Here is a 24,084-nt window from a genome sequence, read left to right as displayed (position 1 = left end):
CAACAGCGTTTGTCGACGAAGCGACATTGGAGTTCTCCTGAAGATGTAACGAGACAGTCGGGCGTGATCAGCAAAAGCTCCGGGGATGCCTTACGGCCGCATCTCCGAGCTCCGCCGGGACGCGATCGCGTGCCGCCCGCCCAGTCTGGTCGCGCGACAGGCCGATATCTCTCAGCATGTGATCATCGAGTCCGCCGATAATCCTGACCGCCTCGCGGCGATCATGGTAGGCTGTAAGGCTTTCTGCGCAACTCCGAACCCAGCTCAGAAGGCTGCGGATTTGCCTGGTTGCGAACATCAAAAGCGTGAGCGTGATCATGGGGTGTTCCGTCCGTTAACGAAGGGGTGATGGGAGTGATTGCGGGCTTGCGCTGCATCGATGAAAAGTATAGTACACACTATACCAGTCAGTAAAGTGATCACTATACACAAGATAGTGAACACTATACTCAAGCGAGAAAAGCAGAGGTTCTCAAAATCATGGCAAGGAAGGCGCGTCCGTCGCTGCGCGACGTCGAGCAGGAAGCCGAAAAATTCTCCACGCCGAAAACCGAGAAGGAGAAAGCGATCATCGACGCCGCTGTCGAGTTGTTCGGCAAGCAGGGTATCGACGGCGCCACCACGGCGCAGATCGCAAAACAAGCCAATGTCACGGAGAAGACGCTGTTTCGCTACTTCCCGACCAAGAAGGATCTGGTGAGGCGGGTGTTCTTTCCGCTGCTGCTCAGGATCGGGCTGGTGCAGAACTGGGAATCCTTCAAGGCGCTGTTGCGGGAGAAGGGAAGGGATGCCGGCTTCCGCGGCTGGTACGTGGCGCTCGCGACTGACCGGCTCGCTACCGTCTCGCGCAATCCGCAGCTTGCCCGCACTGTGCTGCTCGAACTCGTTCAGAACGAGGAGCTGCGCGACGTCATGGAGCGCGTATGGCGGCAGTATATCTGGCAGCCGATGCTGGAGAGCCTCACCGAGCTCAAGGGGGAGGGCGCTATCCGCAAGGACGTAGACGTCGAGGTGCTCGCCCGCGCCGTGCATTGCTTCCACATTGGCTACTTCCTGACACGCTTTGTGTTCGCTCCCCACGTGAAGTGGGACGATGCCGAGCAGATCGAAATGATGGCCGATCTTCTCGAGAGTGGTGCGGGCACGCGACGTAATGTCGTGCAGAGATGAGGCGTTGAGCACATTCCGTGAAATATGCGATAGTTCAAGACCGCGCCGAGCCGCGCGACCAGGGTTGGGCATGGCGCCGATCTCGGAAAATTGCGTGGACATCTCAGACACGATGAATCTCCTTGTGCGGCGCTTTGGTGCCGAACTTTCAGGGTGAGTGCTCATCCAACACCTTCGAACGTGAGGACGAGGCCCTGGGCAAGGCTGATGGCCGCAATCGCCGCGATTAGCCACCGCGACCACCGCGCGAAGGTGGCGTCGCTCAGGGCGTCGAGCAGGGACCGCGACAGCAGCGTACCGAGCACCGCCGCGGCGGTGGCAAGCAGCACGGCCGTCGGCGAGATTGCGCCGCCCTCGATCAGCAGCAGCCGGCCGAAATAGATCAGCTTCAGCACGTGCCCAATCGACTGGATCGCGGCCTTGGTCGCGATGATCTCCTTGCGGCCGAGCTCGGTCTTGACGAAGAACACGTCGAGGATCGGCCCGGACACGCCGGCAATCAGTTGCAGGGCGGTGCACAACGTGCCGCAGCCGACGGCCTGGCTGGGCACCATCACGGTGGGCGTCAGGCGATGCGGCAGATGGAGCCCGGCGAATGAGACGAGGCCGATCAAAATTAAGGCTAGTGGCTTGCTGGGGGCGACCACGCCGGAAACCACGATGAGGCTCGCGATCAGTGCGCCAATGGTGTAGCGCAATACCACCGGCCGCACGATGTGCTGCCGCCAGCTCCAGGCCCGCGCCAGATTGGCCGCGATCTGGGAGAGGCCGTGCAGCACCATCGCAGGCGCCAGCCCCGTGAATGACAGCAGCAAGCCCATCAGGATCATGCCGCCGGCCATGCCGAACACCCCCGAGATGAAAGAGGTGGAGAGCACGGAGGCGGCAAGCGCGACGGCGAAGGGTAGGGTGATCATGGCAACCCCCAGATTTCGGTTGCCCCTTCATCACGGATTTGACAGCCCTCTCGCAAACGGCTTTAACTGGGCCATAGGCTAAGGAAAACTAAGTCTATGCCGATCCGACGCCTGCCATCGCTGAACGGCCTGCGCGCCTTCGAGGCCGCCGCGCGCCATGGCAGCTTTGTCGCTGCCGCCGACGAGCTGAACGTCACGCAGGCCGCGATCAGCCGCATGGTGCGGTTGCTGGAGGAGCGTTTTGGATTCCAACTGTTCGAGCGCCGGCCGAACGGCCTCGATCTCACCGCACAGGGCAGGGCGCTGCAGCCTGGACTCACCTCGGCCTTCGATGCGATCGCAGGTCTCGCCGAACAGGTCAGCCTGATGCGGACGACGCCGGTGCTGACTCTCGGCGTGGGTCCGACCTTTGCGGTGCGCTGGCTGATCCCGCGGCTGCGCGGCTTCTACGAGCAGCATCCGGAAATCGATGTCCGCCTCTCGACAGGAGGCGCGCTGAATCCGTTCCGCGATGACTGGACCTGCGGCATCCTGCTCGGCGACGGTCACTGGCCCGGCTACGAGGCCGAGCTTCTGTTCGCGACCGATCTGTTTCCGGTCTGCACCAAGGCGGTCGCCCAACGGATCCCGCATCCATCAAAGTTGACCCGGCAGGATATGCTGCAGGTGGCGCACTCGCCGGAGGATTGGGATCTCTGGCTCGCCGCCGCCGGGGTGAAGCCGCGCGGAAAGGGGGTCGGGCCGACCTTCGGCAATTACACGATGGCGCTGCAGGCCGCGGTCGACGGCATTGGCGTCGCGATCGGCCTGCGACCCTACGTCGAAGAAGATCTCGCCAAAGGCCGGCTGGTTGCGCCGTTCTCGGTCACGGTGCCGAAGAAGCGTGCCTGGTATCTGCTCTATCGCGCCTTCCGCAAGGACGATCCAGGTCTTGCGGTGCTGCGCGCTTGGCTGATCGACTCGCTATCATCAGAGCGGCGGAGCGTTGCACCGAAGGCGCCTCGAAATGAGCCGTGATCGGTGGCGGGGCGGTCGCTGCCGCGCTACCAGGGACCGTTACGATTGCAAATCGCGCGGCCTTCGTTGCCTTGGCCGGCCGGAACGATGCAGACCCCGCACTTCCTGCTGTTGAAAAAGCTCCCCGCATACGTCACGCAACCATTGGCTTGCCGGGTCGTGATGAAAGCGGGCGTGCCAATATTGCTTCACCGTGAAGCCGGCGATCGCCAGCGGGCAGTCGAGCACGCGCAGTCCGTAGTAGTGAGCCAGCGTTTCGCCGATGTGCCTTGGAAGAGTGGCGATCAGGTCGGTCGTCCCGATGATGGCGGGCAACCCCAAAAAGCCCGGTAGCTCGAGCGCAACGTCAGGGACTATCCGCTGCTCCCGTAGCGCATCCGCGAGCAATTGATGTCCGGTGCCGGAGCGAATGAGGACGTGCGCCTCACGCCGGAAATCCCTTGCCGTGATGCGCTCGTGGATCCGGGCATGCTTTGCGTTTGCCAGGCAGACCCAATCCTGCGGAAAGAGTGCCTGTTGGAAGTGCCCGGCGTCGAGGTCCGAGATGTAGCCGAGCGCCAGATCGGCCTCGCCAGACTGCAGCATTCGTGGCGTATCGCTGCCGATCTGCGCCGCCTCGATGCGGATGCCCGGAGCAACGCGACGAACGTAGGCGAGGATGGCCGGAAGCAGCGTGATGTGGCTCGCATCCGTCATGCAGATGATGAAGCGGCGCTTTGCAGTCGCCGGATCGAACTCAGGACGAAGCTCCGCCAGACGCCGCAGCATCTCCAACGCCTGCCTGGCCGTGCCGATGAGAGCCTCGGCGCGCGGAGTCGGCAGCATTCCCTCAGCCGACCGAATGAAGAGCGGGTCGTCCAGTTCTTTTCGCAAGCGCGCCAGCCAGATCGAAATGGTCGGCTGACTTTGACCGAGTTTCTCGGCTGCTTTGGTGACGCTGCCCGTGGAGAACAATGCGTCGAAGAGCCGGAGCAGGCGCGGCTCCAAAAGGTTCGTCTCGGAGAGGTCCCGGTGCTTCATTGCGATCCGCAATAATGGATATAAGAGTCATAGCATATCCAAATACAGGGTGGCCTGCTAGTACGCCTCCAACGCCAAAACGGGCGAGGGAGAAGCGTTCGGATGAGGATCTGCTTTATCGGAGCGGGAGCCTTGGGCTCGACCATCGGCGGGACGCTGGCGCGCGGTGGGGCCGAGGTTTGGCTGATCGATCCGTTTCAGGCCCATGTCGACGCGATCAATGCGGGCGGCCTACGGATGCTCGAAGGTGACGCCGAGACCGTTGTGAGGGTTTCGGCCTGCACCTCCGCGAACCAGGTCGGCATCGTGGCGGACCTCGTCATCGTTCTGGTCAAATCCTACCACACGCGGGATGCGATCCGGGCGGCCACGCCGATCATCGGGCCGCAGACGGTCGTGATGTCGCTTCAAAACGGTCTTGGTCACGAGGACATCCTTTCGGAGGAGGTTGGTCGTGACCGCGTCATGGCAGGCAAGACCTACGTTGGCGGCGTGCTGCTTGGTCCCGGTCATGTTCGCTCCGGAGTCATCGGCAAGGAAACCATCATCGGCGAACTCGATGGACGCTTGACCGAGCGCGCACAGCGAATTTCCGAGACTTTCAATCGTGCCGGCATTCTCACGCTGCTCAGCGACAACATCTTGGGCACGATGTGGGACAAGTTGTTCATCAACGTCGCCGGAGGAGGAATTACCGCCGTTACCGGGCTGACTTATGGTGGTCTCTATTCGCTACCAGTCCTGGAAGATTGCGCTTTGGCCGCAATCTCGGAGAGCATCGCGGTCGCACAAGCTGCCGGCGTGAAGATCTCGATTGCCGATCCGCGCCGTGCCTGGACGATGGCATCCGCTGGTCTACCGCCCGAGTTCAAGACGTCCATGTTGCAGAGCTTGCAGTCCGGCAATCTGACCGAGATCGATTACATCCACGGCTCCGTCGTGCGTTGGGGCGCCAAGCTCAATGTGCCGACCCCCGTCAATTCCACACTCGTCGCGTTGGTCAAAGGGCTCGAATACGCCCGCAGCGATTATCCAGGAAAGGCCTGAGACAATGTCGTTGCCCCGCGCTTATGTCGAACACGTCGCGATCCGCGTGCCTGACGTCGATCATCACGTCGATTTCTTTCGTGAGGTGCTTGGTCTTGCCATTCGCGACGAGCAACCCGCCGATGGTTCACGCCCGCGTCAGGTGTGGGTGCTCGGAAGCGTGCAACTCATCGAGGATCCGAATTTTACCGGTCCGGAAGGGCGTCTCGCCCATCTCGGCATCATGGTCGACGATTACGAAGGTGTGCTCGCTCGTGCGGCCGCGTGGGGCGCCAAGGCGTTGCCCGCTGGGCCCAACTGGCTCGAACTGCCGGGCGGGCTGAACGTCGAAATCTTGCAAGCCAGCGCAGGCGCCGTGGAAGCCGCCCTGGCGATCAATCCCCGTGCCTAGAGGAAGACGCGATGACCGATGAACGCTACTGGGACGATGCCAGGGTCGGCGACGAATGCGTCACCCCTTCGGTGACGGTCACCGAGGCGATGGTGAATGCCTATGCCGAACTGACGGGTGATTTCACGCCGGTCCATGTCGACGAGGAATACGCCAAAACCACACCATTCGGCACGCGCGTCGCGCATGGACTGTTTGGCCTGTCGCTGGCCGACGGTTTGAAGACCCGCGCCGACTATCGCTTCCTTCCGGGAATGTCGCTGGGCTGGACGTGGGATTTCAAGCTGCCGATCAAGCTCGGCGACACCGTGCACGTGAAGTTTCGCGTCGGCTCGATGCGCACCACCAAGCGTGATGGGTGGGGCATCGTAGTGTTGCCCTCGGAGCTGATCAATCAGCGCGGCGAGGTGGTGCAGCTCGGTGAGCATCGGCTGATGATTCCGATGCGCCCGAAGACCAGTGCCAAAGGAGAACAGGCATGACCGCGCAAGATCTGCCGCTCAAGGGCATTCGCGTCATCGACTACAGCCATTTCCTGGCAGGCCCGTTCATGGGCCGCTGCCTCGCCGCGATGGGCGCGGAAGTCATCAAGGTGGAGCGTCCGAAGGCAGGCGATGCGGGCCGCGCCCATGGCTATTTCAAGGACGGACAATCCGGCTACTTCCTGCAGCAGAACATGGGAAAGCAGGGATTGTGCATCGATCTGCGCGACACGCGTGGCCTCGACATGATGATGAAGCTCATCGACACGGCCGATGTCTTCATCGAGAACTACCGCCCCGGCGCACTCGAGCGCCTCGGGCTCGGCTACAAGGCGCTGTCGGCGCGGAATCCCACACTGATCTACTGCTCCGTCTCCGCCTATGGCCATACCGGTCCCTATGCCGACCGTCCGGGCTTCGGCCTGATCGCGGAGGCGATGTCGGGCGCCCTGGCGCAACTGGGCTCCCCCGGCGAAGCGCCGCCGCTGCTGCGGATGCCACTGGCCGACATGTACACCGGCATCCACGGTGTGGCTGCCATCAATGCGGCGCTGGTCGGCCGCGCGTCGTCCGGGTGCGGCCAGCATATCGATCTCGCGCTGTACGACTGCATGGTGTCGATGCACGACTATGCGGTGCAGCGCTACTTTCTCTCCGGCGGCACCGACCTGCCGAAGCAGACCGGCAGCGGTCAGCCGGATTCGACCGTCTACGGAGTCTTTCCGGCCAGGGACGGCAATCTTGTGATCGCCGCGCAGGTCGATGATGCGTGGCGGCGATTGGCGACGCTGATCGGAGGAAGCAGGTTGTCGTCCGACGAACGCTTCACCACGCCTGCCGCGCGCAACGCCCATTATGCCGAAGCGATGGAGATCGTGCGCGACTGGACGCTGTCGCAGCCGTCTCGGGATGCTTGTCTTGCCGCACTCGAGGAAGCAGGTGTGCCGTCCGCTCCCGTGCAGACCATCGAAGAGGTCGTGAAGGATCCGCAGATCCACGCGCGCGGCATGCTGGTCGAGCAGGAGCATCCGGTGCTCGGCAAGGTGACGTTGCCGAACTTGCCCTTCCGCTTCTCCGGCTGCGACACCACGGTGCGCACGCCGGCGCCACTGCTCGGCCAGGACAATCGCCGCATTGCAGAGTCGCTGGGACTGTCGACCGAGCTCGTCGAGGCGATGGTGCGCGATGGCGTGCTGTACAACGAAGCCGCCGTGCAGGAGTGAGCCATGAGCGATCGTTACGCGGTGATAGGCAATCCGATCGGCTTCAGCAAATCACCTCTCATCCATGGCACTTTCGCCAGAATGACAGGACAGGACCTTGTTTACGAGGCGATCGAGGGTCCCCTCAATGGCTTCAGCGAACGGGTCGATCAATTCCGGACCGAGGGCGCCAGGGGGCTGAACATCACCGCCCCGTTCAAGCTCGATGCCTTCGCCTATGCAAACGAGCTTTCGGAGAGCGCCAGACGAGCAGGCGCCGTAAACTGCCTGAAGTTCGAGGGCGATCGGATCATTGCCGAGAATTTCGACGGGATCGGCCTGGTGCGTGACATCACCGCCAATCTCGGCGTCAAAATGGCCGGGCGGCGCGTCCTGATGCTCGGCGCTGGGGGAGCGGCACGCGGTGCGCTGCTGCCGTTCCTGCGCCAGGAGCCGTCCGAGCTGGTTCTGGTCAACCGAACGCTGTCGAAAGCGGTGGCATTGGCCGAAGAGTTTGCCGGCTGTGGCCCCCTGATCGTCAGCGGCTATGCTGAACTGGCCGATCTTGCCGAGGGTTATGAGGTCGTCGTCAATGCGACGTCGGCCAGCCTGCGAGGTGAGATGCCGCCGCTTCCAGGCAATGTCTTCCGCGGTGCGGAGCTGGCGTACGAACTCGCCTACGGCAAAGGGCTGACCCCCTTTCTGCGGGCGGCTCGCGCCGAAGGCGTCACCAAGCTGGCCGACGGTGTCGGCATGCTGGTCGAGCAGGCGGCGGAAGCTTTTGCCTGGTGGCGCGGCGTTCGACCGAGCACGGCTCAGGTCATCGCCGAGCTGACCGTCCCATTGAGCTGAAGGCGATGCCGAGCATGCATCCGAAGTCCAGCTTTCTCGTCGGCCTGATCGGCAGTGGCATCGCCGCCTCCCGCACCCCGCCCATGCACGAAGCGGCCGCTGACGCCGCCGGCATCCGCTATATCTACAAGAAGATTGATCTGGCCGAATTGAAGCTCGGCGTGGAGACATTGCCGGAGTTGCTCACGGCGGCAAGGCGAATGGGCTTTGACGGGTTGAACGTGACCCATCCCTGCAAGCAGGCGATCATTCCACTCTTGGATGAGCTTTCGCCTGACGCAGAGGCGCTTGGTGCCGTGAACACCGTGGTCCTCAGGAGTGGCCGCATGACCGGCCACAACACCGACTGGTTCGGCTTTGCCGAGAACTTCCGCCGCAACATGCAAGGTGCACCACTCGGACGGGTCGTCCAATTCGGCGCGGGCGGCGCAGGCTCGGCGGTCGCTTTCGCGCTCATGAAGCTCGGCGTGCGGGAACTGACTATCATAGACGTCGACCTGGCCAAGGCGCAGAGTCTGGTTGACGGCCTGTCCCCTCAATTTGCAGATGGGCGCCTGGAGGCCGGCCAGGATGTCGCTGCGGCCGTGGCTGCCGCAGACGGAATTGTCAACGCGACGCCGATCGGCATGGACAAATATCCGGGCACGCCGTTGCCGACGGCCCTGCTGCGTCCCGATCTGTGGGTCGCAGAGATCGTCTACTTCCCGCTGGAAACCGCGCTGCTGCGCGCGGCGCGTGCCCTCGGTTGCCGCACCGTCGATGGCGGTGGCATGGCGATCTTCCAGGGCACCGAAGCATTCCGCCTGTTCACGGGTATCTCACCCGATCCGGACGTCTTCTTCGCCACTTTTGCATCCCTGGGAGGGTGACACCCGGCCGATGGGCGAGCGGCACGGACAACGCCCGAGAGGAAACGCAAGATGGGCTACACGCTCGATTTCTCGGTGGTTTGGCACGCGATGCCCGCGCTGCTGTGGGGATGCGTGGGTACGCTGGGCCTGGCGCTTGCCGGGATGACGCTCGCAATGATGATCGGTGTCGCGGGTGTCGCGGCGCGCGATTCGAAAGCTGCGTGGTTGCGTGCTCTCGTGATCGGCTTCGTCGAGACTGTGCGCAACACGCCTTTCCTGGTGCAAATCTTTTTTCTGTTCTTCGCTCTGCCGCTGATCGGATTGAAGCTCAATCCGACCGCCACCGCCATTATCGCACTCGGTGTCAATGGCGGCGCCTACGCCATCGAGATCATTCGCGGCGGGGTGCAATCCATTCACAAGGGCCAGGTGGAGGCCGGCTACGCGCTCGGCCTGCACAAAGGACAGGTATTCCGGTTCATCGTGCTCAAGCCTGCGCTTCGCGCGATCTATCCCTCGCTCACGGGGCAGTTCATCATGCTGACGCTGACCTCATCGATCTGTTCGGCGGTATCGGCCTACGAATTGACGTCGGTTGCGCAGCGCATCGAAAGCGACACGTTCCGCAGCTTCGAGGTCTACTTCTTCGTCACCTTCCTCTACCTCGCGATCTCCTGGCTGTTGATGCTCGGCTTCGCGGTCGTCTCTCACCGCTTCTTCTCATATCCGACACGCTGAGGGGGCGATCATGACACCGCATTTTGGTCTTCCCGAGTTCGGCTTCCTGCTGCGCGGGCTGCAATGGACGGTGCTGCTCACGCTGGTCGCGTTTGCGGGCGGCTGCACGGCGGGGCTGGCCGTCGCCTTGCTGCGCACCTGTGGTCATAGGAGCGTGGAATGGATCACCCGCATTTACATCGGGATATTCCAGGGCACCCCGCTGCTGCTGCAGCTTTTCGTCGTGTACTACGGATTGGCGCTGACCGGGTTGAAGCTCGACGCCTTCGCCGCGGTGGCGATCGGTTTCACCGTGAATGCCTCCGCCTTCCTCGGCGAGATCTGGCGCGGTGCGATACAGGCCGTGCCGCGCGGCCAGACCGAGGCGGCGATGGCGCTTGGACTGCACTATTCGTCGCGCATGCGCGACATCGTGCTGCCGCAGGCGATCCGCATCTCGCTGCCGGCGACGATCGGTTATCTCGTTCAGCTCATCAAGGGCACTTCGCTCGCCGCCATCGTCGGATTCATCGAACTCGCCCGCGCCGGTCAGATCGTCTCGAACCAGACCTTCCAGCCGTTGCTCGTCTTCGGCGTGGTCGGCGCAATGTATTTCATCCTCTGTTGGCCACTTTCGTGGTGGGGCAGTCGGATGGAGGCCAGGCTCGCCCTGGCCAATCAAAGGTAGGAACGGCGCACCTGCCCAATCAAACACAGCCATCACCAGCAGGAGGAAACATCAGATGTTATTTTGGTTCAATCGCCGCCAGCTCGGCATCGCGCTGCTGACGCTCGGGGCCGTCACCGTCGCAGGTAAAGCGCAGGCGGGCACTCTGGAAGACGTGAAGAAGAAGGGCGTCGTCGTCATCGGCATCCAGGGCGACAATCCTCCCTGGGGCTATGTCGACAGCTCGGGAAAACAGGATGGGATCGATGCCGACATGGGGCGCGCCTTCGCCGAATATCTCGGCGTGAAGGCCGAGTTCGTCCCGTTGGCCGTGGCCAATCGTATTCCGGCGCTGACCACAGGCCGCGTCGACATTCTGTTCGCAACCATGGCGATGCTGCCGGAGCGCGCGAAGGCGGTGCAGTATTCCAAGCCGTATGTCGCCAACGAGATCACGCTTGTCGCTGCCCAGGCAACGCCAATCAACAGCAATGCCGACATGGGCAAGTACGTGATCGGCGTTCCGAGGTCATCGACGCAGGACACCCAGGTCACCAACAGCGCTCCAGCGGGCACCGAAATCCGCAGGTTTGACGATGATGCGGCGACGATCCAGGCGCTGCTCTCCGGTCAGGTGCAGGCCGTCGGCGCGAACAGCTTCTATCCGCAGCGTCTGAACGCCGCAAAGCCGGAACTGGGATTCGAGCCCAAGCTTCACTTCACCGCACTATACAACGGAGCCTGCACCCGCCTGGGCGAGAAGGAGTGGAACGAGACGGCCAACAAGTTCATCGACCAGATCAAGTCTAACGGCAAGCTGGCCGGCTTCTACGCCAAATGGATGAAGGCGCCCGTGCCGACCTTCCCGGAGTCGATCCCCGGCGTCCCCTTCACAGTCCAGTAGCCCCTGCGAGCGGCCGACGCGCGATCCGCGTTGGCCGTCGCCCGACGGCGGAGACCAGCATGCAAGACCAGATCCTGATCGAAATGAAGGGCGTGCAGAAGTGGTATGGCGGGTATCAAGCTCTCCGCAACGTCGATCTCACTGTCCGCAGGGGTGAAAAGATCGTGCTCTGCGGTCCGTCCGGTTCGGGCAAGTCGACGCTCATCCGCTGTATCAACCGCCTGGAGGCGATCCAGCAGGGCAGTATTGTTGTAAACGGACATCGGCTCGACGACAGCATCAAGGCCATCGATGTCGTACGTCAGGACGTCGGCATGGTCTTTCAGAGCTTCAACCTTTTTCCGCATATGACCGTGTTGCAGAACTGTACGCTCGCGCCCATTCGCGCACGCCGCATCGGCAGGACCGAGGCGGAGGCGACCGCGCGAAAATACCTCGAGCGGGTACGCATCGGTGACCAGGCCGAGAAGTATCCGGCTCAGCTTTCGGGAGGTCAGCAACAGCGCGTCGCGATCGCGCGCGCACTCTGCATGCAGCCCAAGGTGATGCTGTTTGACGAACCGACCTCGGCTCTCGACCCTGAGATGGTCAAGGAGGTGCTCGATACCATGATCGGCCTCGCCAACGACGGCATGACCATGATTTGCGTCACCCACGAGATGGGCTTTGCTCGCCAGGTTGCAGATCGGGTCATCTTCATGGCAGAAGGGCAGATCATCGAAGAAGGCGCGCCCGACGCTTTCTTCCGCGAACCACGGCACGCCCGCACCAAGCAGTTCCTTGGCGAGATCCTCGCCCATCACTGAACGGAGTTCTTCGATGAGTCGTCTTGTCTACGTCCTCAACGGGCCGAATCTCAATTTGCTCGGCAAGCGCCAGCCTCACATCTACGGCCACGAGACGCTTGCGGATGTGGAGCGGGATTGTCGAGCGCTGGGCAAGGAGCTCGGCCTGGACATTCGCTTTCATCAATCCAACAGGGAATACGAGATCATCGATTGGATTCACGAGGCGCGCGAGACGGCTGCCGGTATCGTGATGAATCCCGCAGCTTTCACCCATACGTCGGTCGCCATCCTGGATGCTCTGAACACGTTCGAGGGGACGGTGATCGAGGTGCATATTTCCAACGTGCACAAGCGCGAGGAATTCCGCCACCATTCGTTTGTTTCCAAACGAGCCGATGGGGTCATCGCAGGCTTCGGCACGCAGGGCTATCTGCTCGGCTTGCGTCGTGTGGCCAAGCTGCTCGATGAGAACAAGGGGTAGCATAGGATGGACGCACCCGTCCGCCTGTCGGTGATGGGAGCGGGCCTCATCGGCAAACGGCATATCGAGCACATTCTCGCGCGGCCGGAGGCGGTGCTGTCGTCGATCGTCGATCCGGCGCCGGCGGCACGAGAGTTGGCGGCTGCCCTGAAGGTGGACTGGTTTCCGTCGTTTCAGGACTTGCTTTCCGGAAATCGGCCGGAGGGGGTGGTCGTCGCCACCCCCAATCAGATGCACGTTGCCAACGGCATGGATTGTATCGCGGCTCGCATCCCGGCGCTCATCGAGAAGCCGTTAGCAGACGACGTCCTCGCTGCACATGCTCTGGTCGAGGCCGCCGAGGGGGCGGGCGTGCCGCTGCTCACCGGCCATCATCGCCGCCACAATCCGATGATCCAACGCGCCAAGGCGGAGATCGACAGCGGCCGGCTCGGCGAGATCGTGTCGGTGCATGGCATGTTCTGGCTGATCAAGCCGGACGAGTATTTCGATGTGGCTTGGCGCCGGCAGAAAGGAGCGGGGCCCGTTTTCCTGAATCTCATCCACGATGTCGACCTGCTGCGGTACCTCTGCGGGGATATCGTGGCGGTACAAGCTGCCCAATCCAATCGGGTGCGTGGAAATGCGGTTGAAGAGACAGCGGTGATCCTCCTGCACTTCGCCTCCGGCGCCTTGGGAACGGTCAATGTCTCCGATACCATCCAGTCGCCTTGGAGCTGGGAATTCACCGCCGGTGAGAACCCGGCCTACAGTCATACGCAGGAGGCGTGTTACCAGATCGGCGGCACGAGGGCATCGCTGGCTATTCCGCAACTCGATCTATGGCATCACCCAAGCCAGGCCAGCTGGTGGGCGCCGATCGAGCGCGAGCGGCTGCGGTACGAGAAGGAAGATCCGCTCGGCCTGCAGATTGCCAATTTCTGTGGGGTGATCCGGGGTACGGCCGAGCCTGTGGTGAGTGGACGCGAAGGGCTGAAAACCCTCAGAGCGATCGACGCGGTCAAACGCGCGGCGGAAACGGGGGGGTTCGTATCGGTTTGATGCCGGAAAGCACGGCCTTCTGTTGCAGAGTGAGCACGCCGCGAAGATATTCGAGCGGCGTCCGGATCGTATGGATGAGGAGCAGCGGAGGCCCATTGCCGGTCTTTTGAAAGCGCACGCTGAGTTTGATGATATCCACGATGTTGCGTGCGAGAAGCCGGACCTGCAGCCGGCACTGGCTGCCGAATAGGGCCGTGCCAGTCCGATGATCCCATGAATGCCCTGACGTCGATGACGCCGCGGAAGCGGCCCGGGCGGTCACATTCGGCGTTCATGTCCTCCGTTTTTCACTTCTGTCGTTTCTTCTTTTTGGTCTCGAGCAGGGTTCGCATCGCGTCGGCCCACATCGCTACAAGTCGCTCGCGTGGTCCCGCAGAGGTTCGAAGGTTCTCGGAAATCGCGAGGCCTCTGATGAAATGGAGCGTCAGCGCGATGACGTCGTGATAGGCCTCGGAATCCGTCCACTCGCCGAAGAGCTGGACATAAACGCGCTCGAGATCGTGTCGGGCACCGCGCTCCGCCGTGGTCAATGCCTGTTTCAAGGCAGCATCCGTGCGAGCCACCGCCCAGAGCTCCAACTCGGCGAGATAGGCTGGCTGGCGCGCGGCGAATGCAAGCGCTTCGACGGCCGCAACCAGAGTGTCAGCCGGCCCCGCGCCTGCGCGCCCCTGCGAGACGGCCTTCTCGTTCCGGCTGACGAGTTCGGCGACGCTCGCGGCCAACAGAGAGGCGTGGGTTGGAAAGTGATGGAGAAGGGCGCCACGGCTGACTCCCGCCCGATGCTGTACCGCGAGCGTTGTCGTGCCGGCGACGCCGAGGTCGATCAGGCAATCCACGGCGGCGTTCAGAATCCGCGATCGTGTGGTCTCGGCCACTCCGTCGAGAGCGCCGTTCTTCGCAGGTCTTGGCATGCCTTCCCTCGGCCAGTCAGCATTGACTGTAACACGATTGTTGTTACAGTCAACGCTGACTGTCCATACATCCGGGAGGTTACGATGCCGAATTTCTCGACTCTCAGTATCGCGGTCCGCGAGGATGCACCGAACATCGCCCGTCTCGTCCTCGACCGCCCGGGTCGGTTCAACGCCATCGACGACGTGATGCCCGAAGAGATCCGTGCGGCGGTGGAGTGGGCGGAGAAAAACGACGACGTGCACGTCGTCGTGATCGAAGGCGCAGGTAAGGGGTTCTGCGGCGGATATGATCTCGTCGCCTACGCGGAGAGCGAGATCGAGCACCCGTGCCAGCAGGAGAGCGAGCCTTGGGACCCCATGGTCGATTACGCATTCATGAAGAAGAACACCGAGAACTTCATGAGCTTGTGGAAGTGCTCCAAGCCGACCATCGCCAAGATTCACGGCGCGGCGGTCGCCGGGGGTAGCGATATCGCGCTCTGCTGCGACCTGATCGTGATGGCGGAGGACGCTCGGATCGGCTACATGTCGACGCGCGTATGGGGATGCCCTACCACCGCGATGTGGACGTTCAAGCTCGGACCTGCGCGCGCCAAGGAGATGATGTTCACCGGGAACATGATCGACGGGCGCAAGGCGGCGGAGTGGGGGCTGGCGAATGTCTGCGTTCCGGTGGAGCGGCTCGAGGCCGAGACGCGAAAGCTCGCCGACCGGATTGCCGGCGTTCCGAAGAGTCACCTCGCCATGCACAAGATGGTCGTCAACCAGGTCATGCTGACCATGGGTCTCGAGCAGACGCAGTCGCTCGCGACGCTCTTTGACGGCATCACGCGTCACAATCCTGAGGGGTTGTGGTTCAGGCGGTACGCGCAGAAGCACGGTTTCAAGGCGGCCATCGAATGGCGTGACAGCGGCCGCCCGATCCCGGAACGCGACGAGGCACGCAGGTTGATTCACGAAATGAAGGGTATTGACTGACGCCGTCGGGAGCGCGAGCGATGTCGGCGCCATTCATTCATCGAAGAACGTCCGGAGAAACGAATGAGCATTAAGAACAGTACGTCGGATGACGTGCAGGCCTATCGCGCGGTCGAGCGGATTTATCACTCCTATCTTACGGGTCTCATCCTTCATCTCTCGTCGCGCGCCGGGGCGGCTCGCGCTGCTGAGATCGTGTTCAGAATGTTCCGCCGCCAGCAAGCGACCCATTTCGTCGCTGGCCTCAAAAAGCTCGGTTTGGACGGCTTGCCCCATGCAGTCGCCAGCGCACAGTACAACTACCTCGCCAATCAGATCGGCGGCGTAAAGGTCGAATACGTCTATGAGAGCGACAAGAAGGCATGGATTCGTTATCCGCCTCCCCGGTGGCTTTGGTATGGTACCGCAATCTGCGGAATTCCCTCGGAAGTGTCTCGCGGGATGCTCAGGGGATGGCACGGCAACAACGGCGTGGTTCTCGGTAACCCTCGCCTGGGCTTCGTCTGCACGGGACAGACCGTCGACGGGCAGCCCGGCCTGGAGGGATATTACCGGGAGTACGATCACGAACTTTCTCCGGAAGAGCGGCTGCAATTTTCGCCCGGAGAGCGATGCCCTCCATTCAGGCCAGAACTTGCGCCACGCCTTGGCGAAACGAATTGGCCAGAAAGTCGCTTGAGAAAGGCCCTCCGCAATTACGCGATGGACTACATCACGTCGATCCTGCCTGAAATGATGTCGGTGCTCGGACCGGCCGAGGGAGGTCACCTGGGAGGTTTAGCCGCTCGATTGATCGGCATGCACACGTTCGACGATGTTGCGTCCATGCTCGGTGGAGTGGACCGAGGTGTCGCAGGTTTTGCAACCGCACTTACGAGGCTGTTACGTGGCCAAGGCGATGACGCCGAGATGCATCTTGAAGGCAGCACGGCGATCGTAAGGCAAACGACGTGGCGCCTCATGTCTGGGAGGGAGCAAATGTCTCCCGCCATATTCGATGCGTGGAATGAGCTGTGGCTGGGCGCTGCACTGGCTCACGATCGTTTCATGCGCGTCACCCTGATCAGCCGCCGAGATGCCGGTGATCCGGTCTGGGCATGGGAGATTCGACAGGGCCATTGAATGAATTGACCTGAATCAACCAGCTTGTGGGAACGCGAGCGATCCTATAATTGGGTTGGAAGCGACCTTGAACCAATTCACTTGCATGATCCTCCCGTTTTTCATGCAGTTGCGATCGCAGGCGTGCGCTTTGGAGCAATGCGACGCGTCCGCGACATCGCAGCAAGTGAAAAGCCGTACCTCACGTGTGATCAGTTGGTCCATCCTCGGAAAGCAAGCTGGTTCTCCAGGCTGCTGCTCCCGCCAAGCGGGGAGGTCGAGGCCGTCGCGCCTGCCACGAGGCCGGTGTATGGTCTCCGCGTCTCGCTCGCGCTCTTCCTGATATCGCTGGGCGCCATCGCCGCCGTGTGGTGGTGGTTGGGGACGCCGGTCCAATTGGTGCGCGCACCCATCGATCCAAACGACAAGGTCCAATGCATCTCATACGCCCCGTTCCGCAGCCATCAGACCTCGCTTTCGTCCGCGACGCAGGTATCGCGTGAGCAGATCGCGGAAGATCTCGCCCAGCTTGCGGAGATATCCGACTGCATCCGTACCTATGCGACCGATCTTGGTCTCGACCAAATCCCCGAGCTTGCAGCCCGAGCGGGGTTGAAGGTCATCCAGGGTATTTTCCTCGACAAGGACCAGCAGAAGAATCGAGCGCAGATCTCAACGGCGATACGCCTCGCCAGGGAGTATCCCGGGACCGTCATCGCGTTGGTGGTCGGCAACGAGACCTTGTTGCGCAAGGACATAACGGTCTCCGATCTCGCCGACACGATCCGCTCGGTCAAGGCGCAGGTCAGTGTCCCCGTGACCTATGCCGACGTCTGGGAATTCTGGCTCGGCAGTCGTGAGCTCTACGACGCCGTCGACTTCGTCACGATTCACATCCTGCCATATTGGGAGAACGTGCCGATTCCGGCAGAAGCGGCTGCCACGCACGCCGACGCAATACGCCGGCAGGTCGCGGCGGCCTTTCCGGGCAAGGAGATCCTGATCGGCGAAGTAGGCTGGCCGAGCCAGGGACGGATGCGGGGATCGGCGTTGCCGTCGCGTATCAACCAGGCCCGGGTGGTCTCGGAGGTTCTCGACCTCGCCCGGCGCGAGAATTTCCGCTTCAACCTGTTCGAGGCCTACGACGAATCCTGGAAGCGAGAGATCGAGGGCACAGTCGGCGGATCATGGGGCCTGTTCGGAGGCGAGCAGCGCGTGCTCAAATATCCTGCCGGCATCCCCGTCAGCAACTTTCCGCTCTGGAAGCTGCAAATGAGCTGCGGAATTGCGCTCGCGACCCTGGTGTTCGCCGCGGCATGGTTGACCTCGCGTCGCAAGCCCGCGAGCCCTGGCCTGGCTTCATGGCTCGGGGTGGCGATATCGGCGACGGCAGCCGGAATCCTGTTTGGCGTGGACGCCCAAAAGGTGTTCTTTGAAAGTGTCGGAGCGGGTGGCTGGCTCCTTTGGAGTTCTCTGCTGCTGGCCGCGACGATTTCGCCGGTGCTTGGTGCCAACGCTCTCATGTCGGGGCGTCCACCGCCGAGTTTTCAGGAGTTGCTCGGTCCGAAAGGCTACCGGACGGAAACGATGGTCGCAACCATGCACGGGTTGGCCTTGATCGTGACCGTCGTGATCGGTGCGGCCACCGCACTAGGGCTCGTGTTCGACCCGCGCAACATCGATTTTCCTTTTGCAGCACTCACCATGGCAGCGTTGCCTTTTGCAGCGATGACGCTGCTCAATCCATCCGGGAAGGGAAGTCGTCCTGTGGCGGAGTCGCTGTTTGCCGGCGTGTTCGTCGGAGCGGCGATCTATGTGACCGTCAACGAGGGGACGGCGAACTGGCAGGCGATGTGGACTTGCGCCGCCTACCTCCTGCTTGCCGCGACGCTGTGGCGGGCCCGCGCCTGAGAAGGGCACGACATGACCCGCCGTGCCTGCGCGAGCACCACCTTGATGCGGCCGATCGAGAGCGTTGAACTTTGAGCAGGCGGGTGCGCAAGGATGCGACAAAAAATTTTCACCGAGTCCCCTTGAACAAAGATGAACCTGTTCCTAGGTCGTTTGCCGCCCGGGGGCCGGTTCCGGACCCGGATTTTGGACATCGCTGAACCTACCCAAGGAGGATGTGCATGCATTTCCGCCCGTTGCACGATCGCGTGCTCGTGCGCCGCGTCGATGCCGAGGAGAAGACCGCCGGCGGCATCATCATTCCCGACACCGCCAAGGAGAAGCCGCAGCAGGGCGAGATCATCGCCGCTGGGCCGGGTGCGCGTAACGAGCAAGGCCAGCTCGTGCCACTCGACGTCAAGGTCGGCGACCGGGTGCTGTTCGGCAAGTGGTCAGGCACCGAGGTCAAGATCGATGGCGAAGAGTTCTCGATCATGAAGGAAAGCGATCTTCTCGGCGTGGTCGAACAGGCCGGCACGCTGAAGAAGGCGGCGTAACACTGACGGTCATCGACAGAAAGGAGAGTGGCAACATGGCTGCCAAGGACGTGAAGTTCGCGACCGAGGCTCGCGAGCGCATGCTGCGGGGCGTCGACACGCTGGCGAATGCGGTGAAGGTCACGCTCGGTCCAAAGGGACGCAACGTCGTCATCGAAAAATCGTTCGGCGCGCCGCGCATCACCAAGGACGGCGTCACCGTCGCCAAGGAGATCGAACTGGAGGACAAGTTCGAAAACATGGGCGCCCAGATGGTGCGCGAGGTCGCGTCAAAGACCAGTGATCTTGCCGGAGACGGCACCACGACGGCGACGGTGCTGGCGCAGGCCATCGTCAAGGAAGGTGCCAAGGCCGTCGCCGCCGGCATGAACCCGATGGACCTCAAGCGCGGCATCGACCTTGCCGTGGAGGCGATCGTGACCGATCTCAAGTCGCACGCCAAGAAGGTCACCTCCAACGACGAGATCGCCCAGGTCAGCACCATCTCCGCCAACGGCGACACCGAGATCGGCCGCTTCCTGGCGGATGCCATGCAGAAGGTCGGCAATGAGGGCGTGATCACGGTCGAGGAAGCCAAGAGCCTGCACACCGAACTCGAGGTGGTCGAGGGCATGCAGTTCGACCGCGGCTATGTCTCGCCCTACTTCGTCACCAACCCGGAGAAGATGAGGGTCGAGCTCGAAGATCCCTATGTGCTGATCCACGAGAAGAAGCTCTCCAGCCTGCAGTCGATGCTCCCGCTGCTCGAGCAGGTCGTGCAATCGGGCAAGCCGCTGCTGATCATCGCTGAGGAGGTCGAGGGCGAGGCGCTTGCGACTTTGGTCGTCAACCGTCTGCGCGGCGGCTTGAAGGTCGCCGCCGTCAAGGCGCCGGGATTTGGCGACCGCCGCAAGGCGATGCTGGAGGATATCGCGATCCTCACCGGCGGCACGGTGATCTCCGAAGATCTCGGCATCAAGCTCGAGAACGTCACAGTGAAGATGCTGGGCCGTGCCAAGAAGGTGGTGATCGACAAGGAGAACACCACGATCGTCGATGGCGCCGGCGCCAAGAAGGACATCGAGGCGCGAAGCCAACAGATCAGGACGCAGATCGAGGAAACCACCTCGGATTACGATCGCGAGAAGCTGCAGGAGCGGCTGGCCAAGCTCGCCGGCGGCGTCGCGGTGATCCGGGTCGGCGGAGCGACCGAGGTCGAGGTGAAGGAACGCAAGGATCGCGTCGACGATGCCCTGCATGCGACGCGGGCCGCTGTCGAGGAAGGCATTCTGCCTGGCGGCGGCGTTGCACTGCTGCGCTCCCTCAAGGCGCTCGACGGCGTCAAGACCACCAATGCCGACCAGAAGGCGGGGGTCGAGATCGTGCGTCGCGCCATCCAGGTGCCGGCCCGGCAGATCGTTCAGAATGCGGGCGAGGATGGCTCCATCGTCGTCGGCAAGCTCCTCGAAAATCAGACCTACACCTGGGGCTTCAATGCCGCGACCGGCGAGTACCAGGACATGGTCCAGGCGGGCGTGATCGATCCTGCCAAGGTGGTGCGCACCGCCTTGCAGGACGCGGCCTCGGTCGCTTCGCTGCTCATCACGACCGAAGCGCTGGTCGCTGACAAGCCGAAGAAGACAGAAGCGGCAAGCGCCCCCCCCATGGACTTCTAGGGATGAGCGAGCCCGGCCGAGCGGCCGGGCTCGTTCTTCGCGTGCTCTGTTCTGATCAATTGGATCTGTTCTCGAACGAAAGGAGGATGAGATGATCAACGATCGTGCTTTCTCCGCTCGCGGGGAAGCCACCCAGAAAACGCTGCGGCGACTCGCCGCCTTGGCCGTTGGTGCCGGCCTCTCCCTCGTGCCCTTCGCAGCCTACGGCGCCGAAAGCTCGAGCTCTGCCGCCAAGGCGGCGGACACTTTCGAGCGGCTGGCCTTGCCGCCGATCCCGTACCTGGACACGATGCCGTGGTCGAGCTGGCAACGGGGCAGCCCGACTATGAAGGTGGATACGCTGCTGTCGCCGGTTCTGGGGCCATCCGGTATCCGGCTCGATGTCACGCCGCTGGATCGGAACCGTCCAGAGCCTGCCATGAGCTGAGGTCGTAGAGCGGCCGGGAGGCCGCTCCCTCCCGGTTCTCGCCATCTCGGCAGTCCAATGCAGAGGGGAAACGCCGCGGGGGACTACGCCCGCCCGGAATAGAGATCTGCAAAGCGTTCGCGCAAGACGTTCTTCTGCACTTTTCCCATCGCGTTGCGCGGCAGCCCCTCGACGAACACGACGCGCTTCGGCTGCTTGAACTTTGCCAATCGTCCCGACAGCGCCGCGAGAATGGCGCGTTCGTCGACCGATGAGCCCGGCGACCGAACCACCGCCGCGGTGACACCCTCGCCAAAATCGGCGTGCGGCACGCCGACGACCGCGCTCTCGGAAACGCCGGGAATCGCGTCGATCTCGGTTTCGATTTCCTTGGGATACACGTTGAACCCACCGGTAATGATGAGGTCCTTGCCGCGCCCGACGATGTGCAGATAACCATTCGCATCGAATTTGCCGAGATCGCCGGTGATGAAGAAGCCGTCGGCACGGAACTCGGCCGCGGTCTTGTCCGGCATGTTCCAGTAGCCCGCAAAGACGTTCGGCCCCTTCACCTCGATCATGCCGACCTCGCCAACGGGGAGCATTGCGCCGGTTTCGGGATGGGTGACGCGAACCTCGACGGCGGGAAGCGGCCGGCCAACCGACCCGGCGATGCGAGACCCCTCGTAGGGATTGGAGGCGATCATCCCGGTCTCGGTCATGCCGTAGCGTTCCAGAATCGCGTGCCCGGTCCGCTTCTTCCAGGCCCGGTGTGTCTCGGCCAGAAGCGGCGCCGAGCCGGCGACGAAAAGCCTCATGTTGGCGGTGCTTCGCTCGTTCAGGTCAGTGCTCTCGAGCAGGCGGACATAGAAGGTCGGCACGCCCATCAGAACCGTGCTGCGCGCCATCGTTGCCAGAATGCGTTCGGCGTCGAACTTCTGCATGAACAGGATGCGCGCGCGTGCGGCGAAGCTGACGTTGCAGGCCACGAAGAGCCCGTGAACGTGATAGATCGGCAGGGCATGGATCAGCACGTCCTTGCTCGAATAACGCCACTCCTGGACGAGCGTCAGGGCGTTCGAAGAAAGATTGCCGTGTGTCAGCATGGCTCCCTTCGAGCGGCCGGTCGTGCCCGACGTGTAGAGGATGGCCGCAAGATCGTCAGTCGTCCTGGCGACGGTTTCAAATCGCACCGGGAAGTCTGCCGCAGCTTCGACGAGCGAACCCTTGCCGCGGTGATCGAGCGTCTCGACGCGGCCGCCCGCCTTGGCGGCGATGGCGCGCAACTCGGCCTCTTCTCTGGGATCACACACGATCAACGTCGGCTGCGCGTCGCGGATGAAATACTCGGTCTCAGTCGGCGTATAGGCTGTGTTGAGGGGCAGATAGACCGCGCCAGTGCGCAGCGTTGCGAGATAGAGCGCGACCGCCTCGACGGATTTCTCCACCTTGACCGCGACGCGGTGGTTCGGGCCGATGCCGATACTGGCGAGGAAGTTTGCGAACCTGCCGTTCAGCGCAGCAAGTTCGGCATAGCTCAACGCCGTGCCGTCGTCCTTCTCGATGCAGATGGATTGGTCGGACGCCGCGCCGGCCAGCAGGCGATCGTACAGGTTCGAGGTCATGACGAGATCTTCCGTTGCGAGTTGGTGTGAGGACTGGGAACGAGGTCCCGCGATGACAGTTTCGCGCGAAGCGCCTTCTTCACCTTGTCGGACGCGACGACCGTGCCATGCTCGGCAAAGGCCTCGTGGTTCGCCTCGATGCGCTCGAGCGCGTAGAGATAGTTCACCATCAGCCCGTAGGATTGCTTCATTCCCTTGGCGGAGGCATCGCCGAGGAAATTCAGCCGTTCCAGGCGCGCGCCGTTACCGAGATGGAAGCGGGCGACCGCGTCCACCGGCTTGCCTGACGGCAGTTTCGCCTTCAGGAAGTAATAGGCGGCGAGCGCCGTGATCGCCTCCTTTGCCTGCGCGATGTCGCCGCCGTCGTCGAGCGCGGCCAGCGCGCGTCGCGTCTCCTCATCGATCGCGGCGGAGGCCTCGGTCTTGAGCTCGCGCCGCACCCAGCCGGCAAAGCCGGGAACGGGAGACAGCGTGACGAAGGTCTTCAGGTTCGGCAGCTCGCGGGCGAGGTCCTGCACCACCTGCTTGATCAGGAAATTGCCGAACGAGACGCCGGCCAGGCCCTTCTGCGTGTTCGAGATCGAGTAGAACACGGCCGTTGTCGCCTCGTGCGCGGCAATCGCCTCGCGCGATTTGTCTAGCAATGAGCCGATCGCGCCGGGAATCTCCTTCGTCAGCGCGACCTCGACGAAGATCAGCGGCTCGTCGACCAGCTGCGGATGAAAGAATGCGTAGCAGCGGCGATCCGGTGGCTCCAGTCGGTTGCGTAAGTCGTCCCAGTCCTGGATGGCGTGGACGGCTTCATATCTGATGATCTTTTCGAGGATGTTGGCCGAGGTGGTCCAGTCGATCGGTCGCAGCACGAGAAAACCCCGGTTGAACCAGGACGAGAACAGATGAACGAAATCGTCGTCAACCGGCTGGAGCTCGGGATGCTCGCGCAGCAGCGCGAGCAGCACCTCGCGCATCCGCACCAGCGACGATGTTCCACCGGGCGCAAGGTTGAGGCGCCGGATCAGCTCCTGCCGGCGCGGCTCTGCGGCGGCATGGAGCGCCTCGAGCTTGCTTCCATCGCCGCCCTCCTTGCGCTGGTAGGCGGCGATCGCGAGCTCGATCGCGCGCCGGTCGGGCCCGAACCGGTCGGCGAGGGAGGATAGAAACTTGAGCCGCTGCGGCTCGGCCGCCCGCTCGAAGGCCGCAAGCAGCGATTGCGCGATCGCAACGCCGGAGGCTTCGCCGCGCCGGGAAAGTAGCGCCTCGCCGAGAAGCTCGAGGTCGCGATCCTCGCCGACATCGCGATCCGGCTTGATGCCGAGAACCGCGCGGCCGCGTTGCGTCAACGTGTCGATCAGCCCTTGCAGGAATTCGGGCGCCGCAATGCGTCCGGATCGGATGTCGTTCAGCATCGTTC

General features: G+C 62.7%; 26 protein-coding genes. 20 read left to right on the top strand and 6 right to left on the bottom strand.

Annotation, left to right across the window (positions count from 1 at the left end; all coding sequences use genetic code 11):
* Nucleotides 1-67: 67 nt before the first annotated feature.
* Nucleotides 68-319: a DUF1127 domain-containing protein gene (locus tag BRAD3257_RS42260; protein ID WP_430648801.1), complete on the bottom strand. Its 252-nt coding sequence runs from the start codon at nucleotides 317-319 to the stop codon at nucleotides 68-70.
* Nucleotides 320-480: 161 nt separating this feature from the next.
* Here BRAD3257_RS42260 and BRAD3257_RS27410 point away from each other — a divergent pair, with 161 nt between their 5' ends.
* Entirely contained in the window at nucleotides 481-1,170 is a 690-nt protein-coding gene (locus BRAD3257_RS27410; protein WP_122404475.1) for a TetR/AcrR family transcriptional regulator, read from the top strand.
* Between the two features lie 161 nt (nucleotides 1,171-1,331).
* Here the strand turns inward: BRAD3257_RS27410 and BRAD3257_RS27405 are convergent, their stop codons facing one another.
* Entirely contained in the window at nucleotides 1,332-2,087 is a 756-nt protein-coding gene (locus BRAD3257_RS27405) for a TSUP family transporter (RefSeq protein ID WP_122404474.1), read from the bottom strand.
* Nucleotides 2,088-2,183: 96 nt separating this feature from the next.
* On the opposite strand from BRAD3257_RS27405, the gene BRAD3257_RS27400 reads away from it, so the two are divergent.
* On the top strand, nucleotides 2,184-3,104 hold the full coding sequence (locus BRAD3257_RS27400; RefSeq protein WP_244607698.1) for a LysR substrate-binding domain-containing protein: 921 nt from the start codon (nucleotides 2,184-2,186) through the stop codon (nucleotides 3,102-3,104).
* 39 nt (nucleotides 3,105-3,143) lie between these two features.
* Here the strand turns inward: BRAD3257_RS27400 and BRAD3257_RS27395 are convergent, their stop codons facing one another.
* Nucleotides 3,144-4,124: a LysR family transcriptional regulator gene (locus BRAD3257_RS27395; RefSeq protein WP_122404473.1), complete on the bottom strand. Its 981-nt coding sequence runs from the start codon at nucleotides 4,122-4,124 to the stop codon at nucleotides 3,144-3,146.
* Nucleotides 4,125-4,226: 102 nt separating this feature from the next.
* Here BRAD3257_RS27395 and BRAD3257_RS27390 point away from each other — a divergent pair, with 102 nt between their 5' ends.
* The 12 genes from BRAD3257_RS27390 to BRAD3257_RS27335 are packed head-to-tail and all read left to right on the top strand — an operon-like array spanning nucleotide 4,227 to nucleotide 13,547.
* A complete protein-coding gene (locus tag BRAD3257_RS27390; RefSeq protein WP_122404472.1) occupies nucleotides 4,227-5,171 on the top strand; it encodes a ketopantoate reductase family protein in 945 nt (314 codons plus the stop codon).
* A 4-nt stretch (nucleotides 5,172-5,175) separates the two neighbouring features.
* On the top strand, nucleotides 5,176-5,562 hold the full coding sequence (locus tag BRAD3257_RS27385) for a VOC family protein (RefSeq protein WP_122404471.1): 387 nt from the start codon (nucleotides 5,176-5,178) through the stop codon (nucleotides 5,560-5,562).
* Nucleotides 5,563-5,573: 11 nt separating this feature from the next.
* Entirely contained in the window at nucleotides 5,574-6,044 is a 471-nt protein-coding gene (locus BRAD3257_RS27380) for a MaoC family dehydratase (protein WP_122404470.1), read from the top strand.
* Nucleotides 6,041-7,267 (top strand): CaiB/BaiF CoA transferase family protein, encoded by a 1,227-nt coding sequence (locus BRAD3257_RS27375; protein ID WP_122404469.1) that lies wholly within the window; start codon nucleotides 6,041-6,043, stop codon nucleotides 7,265-7,267. The genes BRAD3257_RS27380 and BRAD3257_RS27375 overlap by 4 nt, the downstream gene beginning before the upstream one ends.
* A 3-nt stretch (nucleotides 7,268-7,270) precedes the next feature.
* Nucleotides 7,271-8,098, top strand: a complete 828-nt coding sequence (gene aroE, locus BRAD3257_RS27370) for a shikimate dehydrogenase (RefSeq protein ID WP_122404468.1) — start codon at nucleotides 7,271-7,273, stop codon at nucleotides 8,096-8,098.
* Between the two features lie 14 nt (nucleotides 8,099-8,112).
* Nucleotides 8,113-8,967: a shikimate dehydrogenase gene (locus BRAD3257_RS27365; RefSeq protein ID WP_122406779.1), complete on the top strand. Its 855-nt coding sequence runs from the start codon at nucleotides 8,113-8,115 to the stop codon at nucleotides 8,965-8,967.
* A 51-nt stretch (nucleotides 8,968-9,018) separates the two neighbouring features.
* The gene (locus tag BRAD3257_RS27360; RefSeq protein WP_122404467.1) at nucleotides 9,019-9,687 is read left to right on the top strand and encodes an amino acid ABC transporter permease; all 669 of its coding nucleotides are present in this window, start codon (nucleotides 9,019-9,021) and stop codon (nucleotides 9,685-9,687) included.
* A gap of 10 nt (nucleotides 9,688-9,697) precedes the next feature.
* Entirely contained in the window at nucleotides 9,698-10,354 is a 657-nt protein-coding gene (locus tag BRAD3257_RS27355) for an amino acid ABC transporter permease (protein WP_122404466.1), read from the top strand.
* 55 nt (nucleotides 10,355-10,409) lie between these two features.
* Complete coding sequence (locus tag BRAD3257_RS27350; protein WP_122404465.1) at nucleotides 10,410-11,237, top strand: transporter substrate-binding domain-containing protein; 828 nt, start codon at nucleotides 10,410-10,412, stop codon at nucleotides 11,235-11,237.
* Between the two features lie 59 nt (nucleotides 11,238-11,296).
* The gene (locus tag BRAD3257_RS27345; RefSeq protein ID WP_122404464.1) at nucleotides 11,297-12,043 is read left to right on the top strand and encodes an amino acid ABC transporter ATP-binding protein; all 747 of its coding nucleotides are present in this window, start codon (nucleotides 11,297-11,299) and stop codon (nucleotides 12,041-12,043) included.
* Between the two features lie 13 nt (nucleotides 12,044-12,056).
* Entirely contained in the window at nucleotides 12,057-12,506 is a 450-nt protein-coding gene (gene aroQ, locus BRAD3257_RS27340; protein ID WP_122404463.1) for a type II 3-dehydroquinate dehydratase, read from the top strand.
* Between the two features lie 6 nt (nucleotides 12,507-12,512).
* Nucleotides 12,513-13,547 carry a Gfo/Idh/MocA family protein gene (locus tag BRAD3257_RS27335; protein ID WP_122404462.1) on the top strand — a complete coding sequence of 345 codons (1,035 nt, stop codon included), beginning with the start codon at nucleotides 12,513-12,515 and terminating at the stop codon, nucleotides 13,545-13,547.
* 287 nt (nucleotides 13,548-13,834) lie between these two features.
* Here BRAD3257_RS27335 and BRAD3257_RS27325 read toward each other — a convergent pair whose 3' ends face one another.
* Nucleotides 13,835-14,458, bottom strand: coding sequence for a TetR/AcrR family transcriptional regulator (locus BRAD3257_RS27325; protein ID WP_122404460.1), 624 nt, complete (start codon nucleotides 14,456-14,458; stop codon nucleotides 13,835-13,837).
* A gap of 84 nt (nucleotides 14,459-14,542) precedes the next feature.
* On the opposite strand from BRAD3257_RS27325, the gene BRAD3257_RS27320 reads away from it, so the two are divergent.
* From BRAD3257_RS27320 to BRAD3257_RS27295, 6 genes are all read left to right on the top strand, one after another.
* Complete coding sequence (locus BRAD3257_RS27320) at nucleotides 14,543-15,439, top strand: crotonase/enoyl-CoA hydratase family protein (protein ID WP_122404459.1); 897 nt, start codon at nucleotides 14,543-14,545, stop codon at nucleotides 15,437-15,439.
* A gap of 63 nt (nucleotides 15,440-15,502) precedes the next feature.
* Complete coding sequence (locus BRAD3257_RS27315; protein ID WP_122404458.1) at nucleotides 15,503-16,561, top strand: hypothetical protein; 1,059 nt, start codon at nucleotides 15,503-15,505, stop codon at nucleotides 16,559-16,561.
* A gap of 285 nt (nucleotides 16,562-16,846) precedes the next feature.
* Entirely contained in the window at nucleotides 16,847-18,451 is a 1,605-nt protein-coding gene (locus BRAD3257_RS27310) for a glycoside hydrolase family 17 protein (protein WP_174221593.1), read from the top strand.
* A gap of 221 nt (nucleotides 18,452-18,672) precedes the next feature.
* Nucleotides 18,673-18,987 (top strand): co-chaperone GroES, encoded by a 315-nt coding sequence (gene groES, locus BRAD3257_RS27305; protein ID WP_162500390.1) that lies wholly within the window; start codon nucleotides 18,673-18,675, stop codon nucleotides 18,985-18,987.
* A gap of 35 nt (nucleotides 18,988-19,022) precedes the next feature.
* Nucleotides 19,023-20,642: a chaperonin GroEL gene (groL, locus tag BRAD3257_RS27300; RefSeq protein ID WP_122404456.1), complete on the top strand. Its 1,620-nt coding sequence runs from the start codon at nucleotides 19,023-19,025 to the stop codon at nucleotides 20,640-20,642.
* A 91-nt stretch (nucleotides 20,643-20,733) separates the two neighbouring features.
* Nucleotides 20,734-21,069, top strand: coding sequence for a hypothetical protein (locus BRAD3257_RS27295; protein WP_122404455.1), 336 nt, complete (start codon nucleotides 20,734-20,736; stop codon nucleotides 21,067-21,069).
* Nucleotides 21,070-21,152: 83 nt separating this feature from the next.
* Here BRAD3257_RS27295 and BRAD3257_RS27290 read toward each other — a convergent pair whose 3' ends face one another.
* Nucleotides 21,153-22,673, bottom strand: coding sequence for a malonate--CoA ligase (locus BRAD3257_RS27290; protein WP_122404454.1), 1,521 nt, complete (start codon nucleotides 22,671-22,673; stop codon nucleotides 21,153-21,155).
* Complete coding sequence (locus tag BRAD3257_RS27285) at nucleotides 22,670-24,079, bottom strand: malonyl-CoA decarboxylase (RefSeq protein WP_122404453.1); 1,410 nt, start codon at nucleotides 24,077-24,079, stop codon at nucleotides 22,670-22,672. Before BRAD3257_RS27285 ends, BRAD3257_RS27290 begins: the two co-directional genes overlap by 4 nt.
* Between the last annotated feature and the right edge of the window lie 5 nt (nucleotides 24,080-24,084).

Source organism: Bradyrhizobium vignae (assembly GCF_900324035.1).
Classification (GTDB): domain Bacteria; phylum Pseudomonadota; class Alphaproteobacteria; order Rhizobiales; family Xanthobacteraceae; genus Bradyrhizobium; species Bradyrhizobium vignae.
Note: the sequence above shows the minus strand (reverse complement) of the source record. Positions and strands in the feature narration are given on the sequence as shown.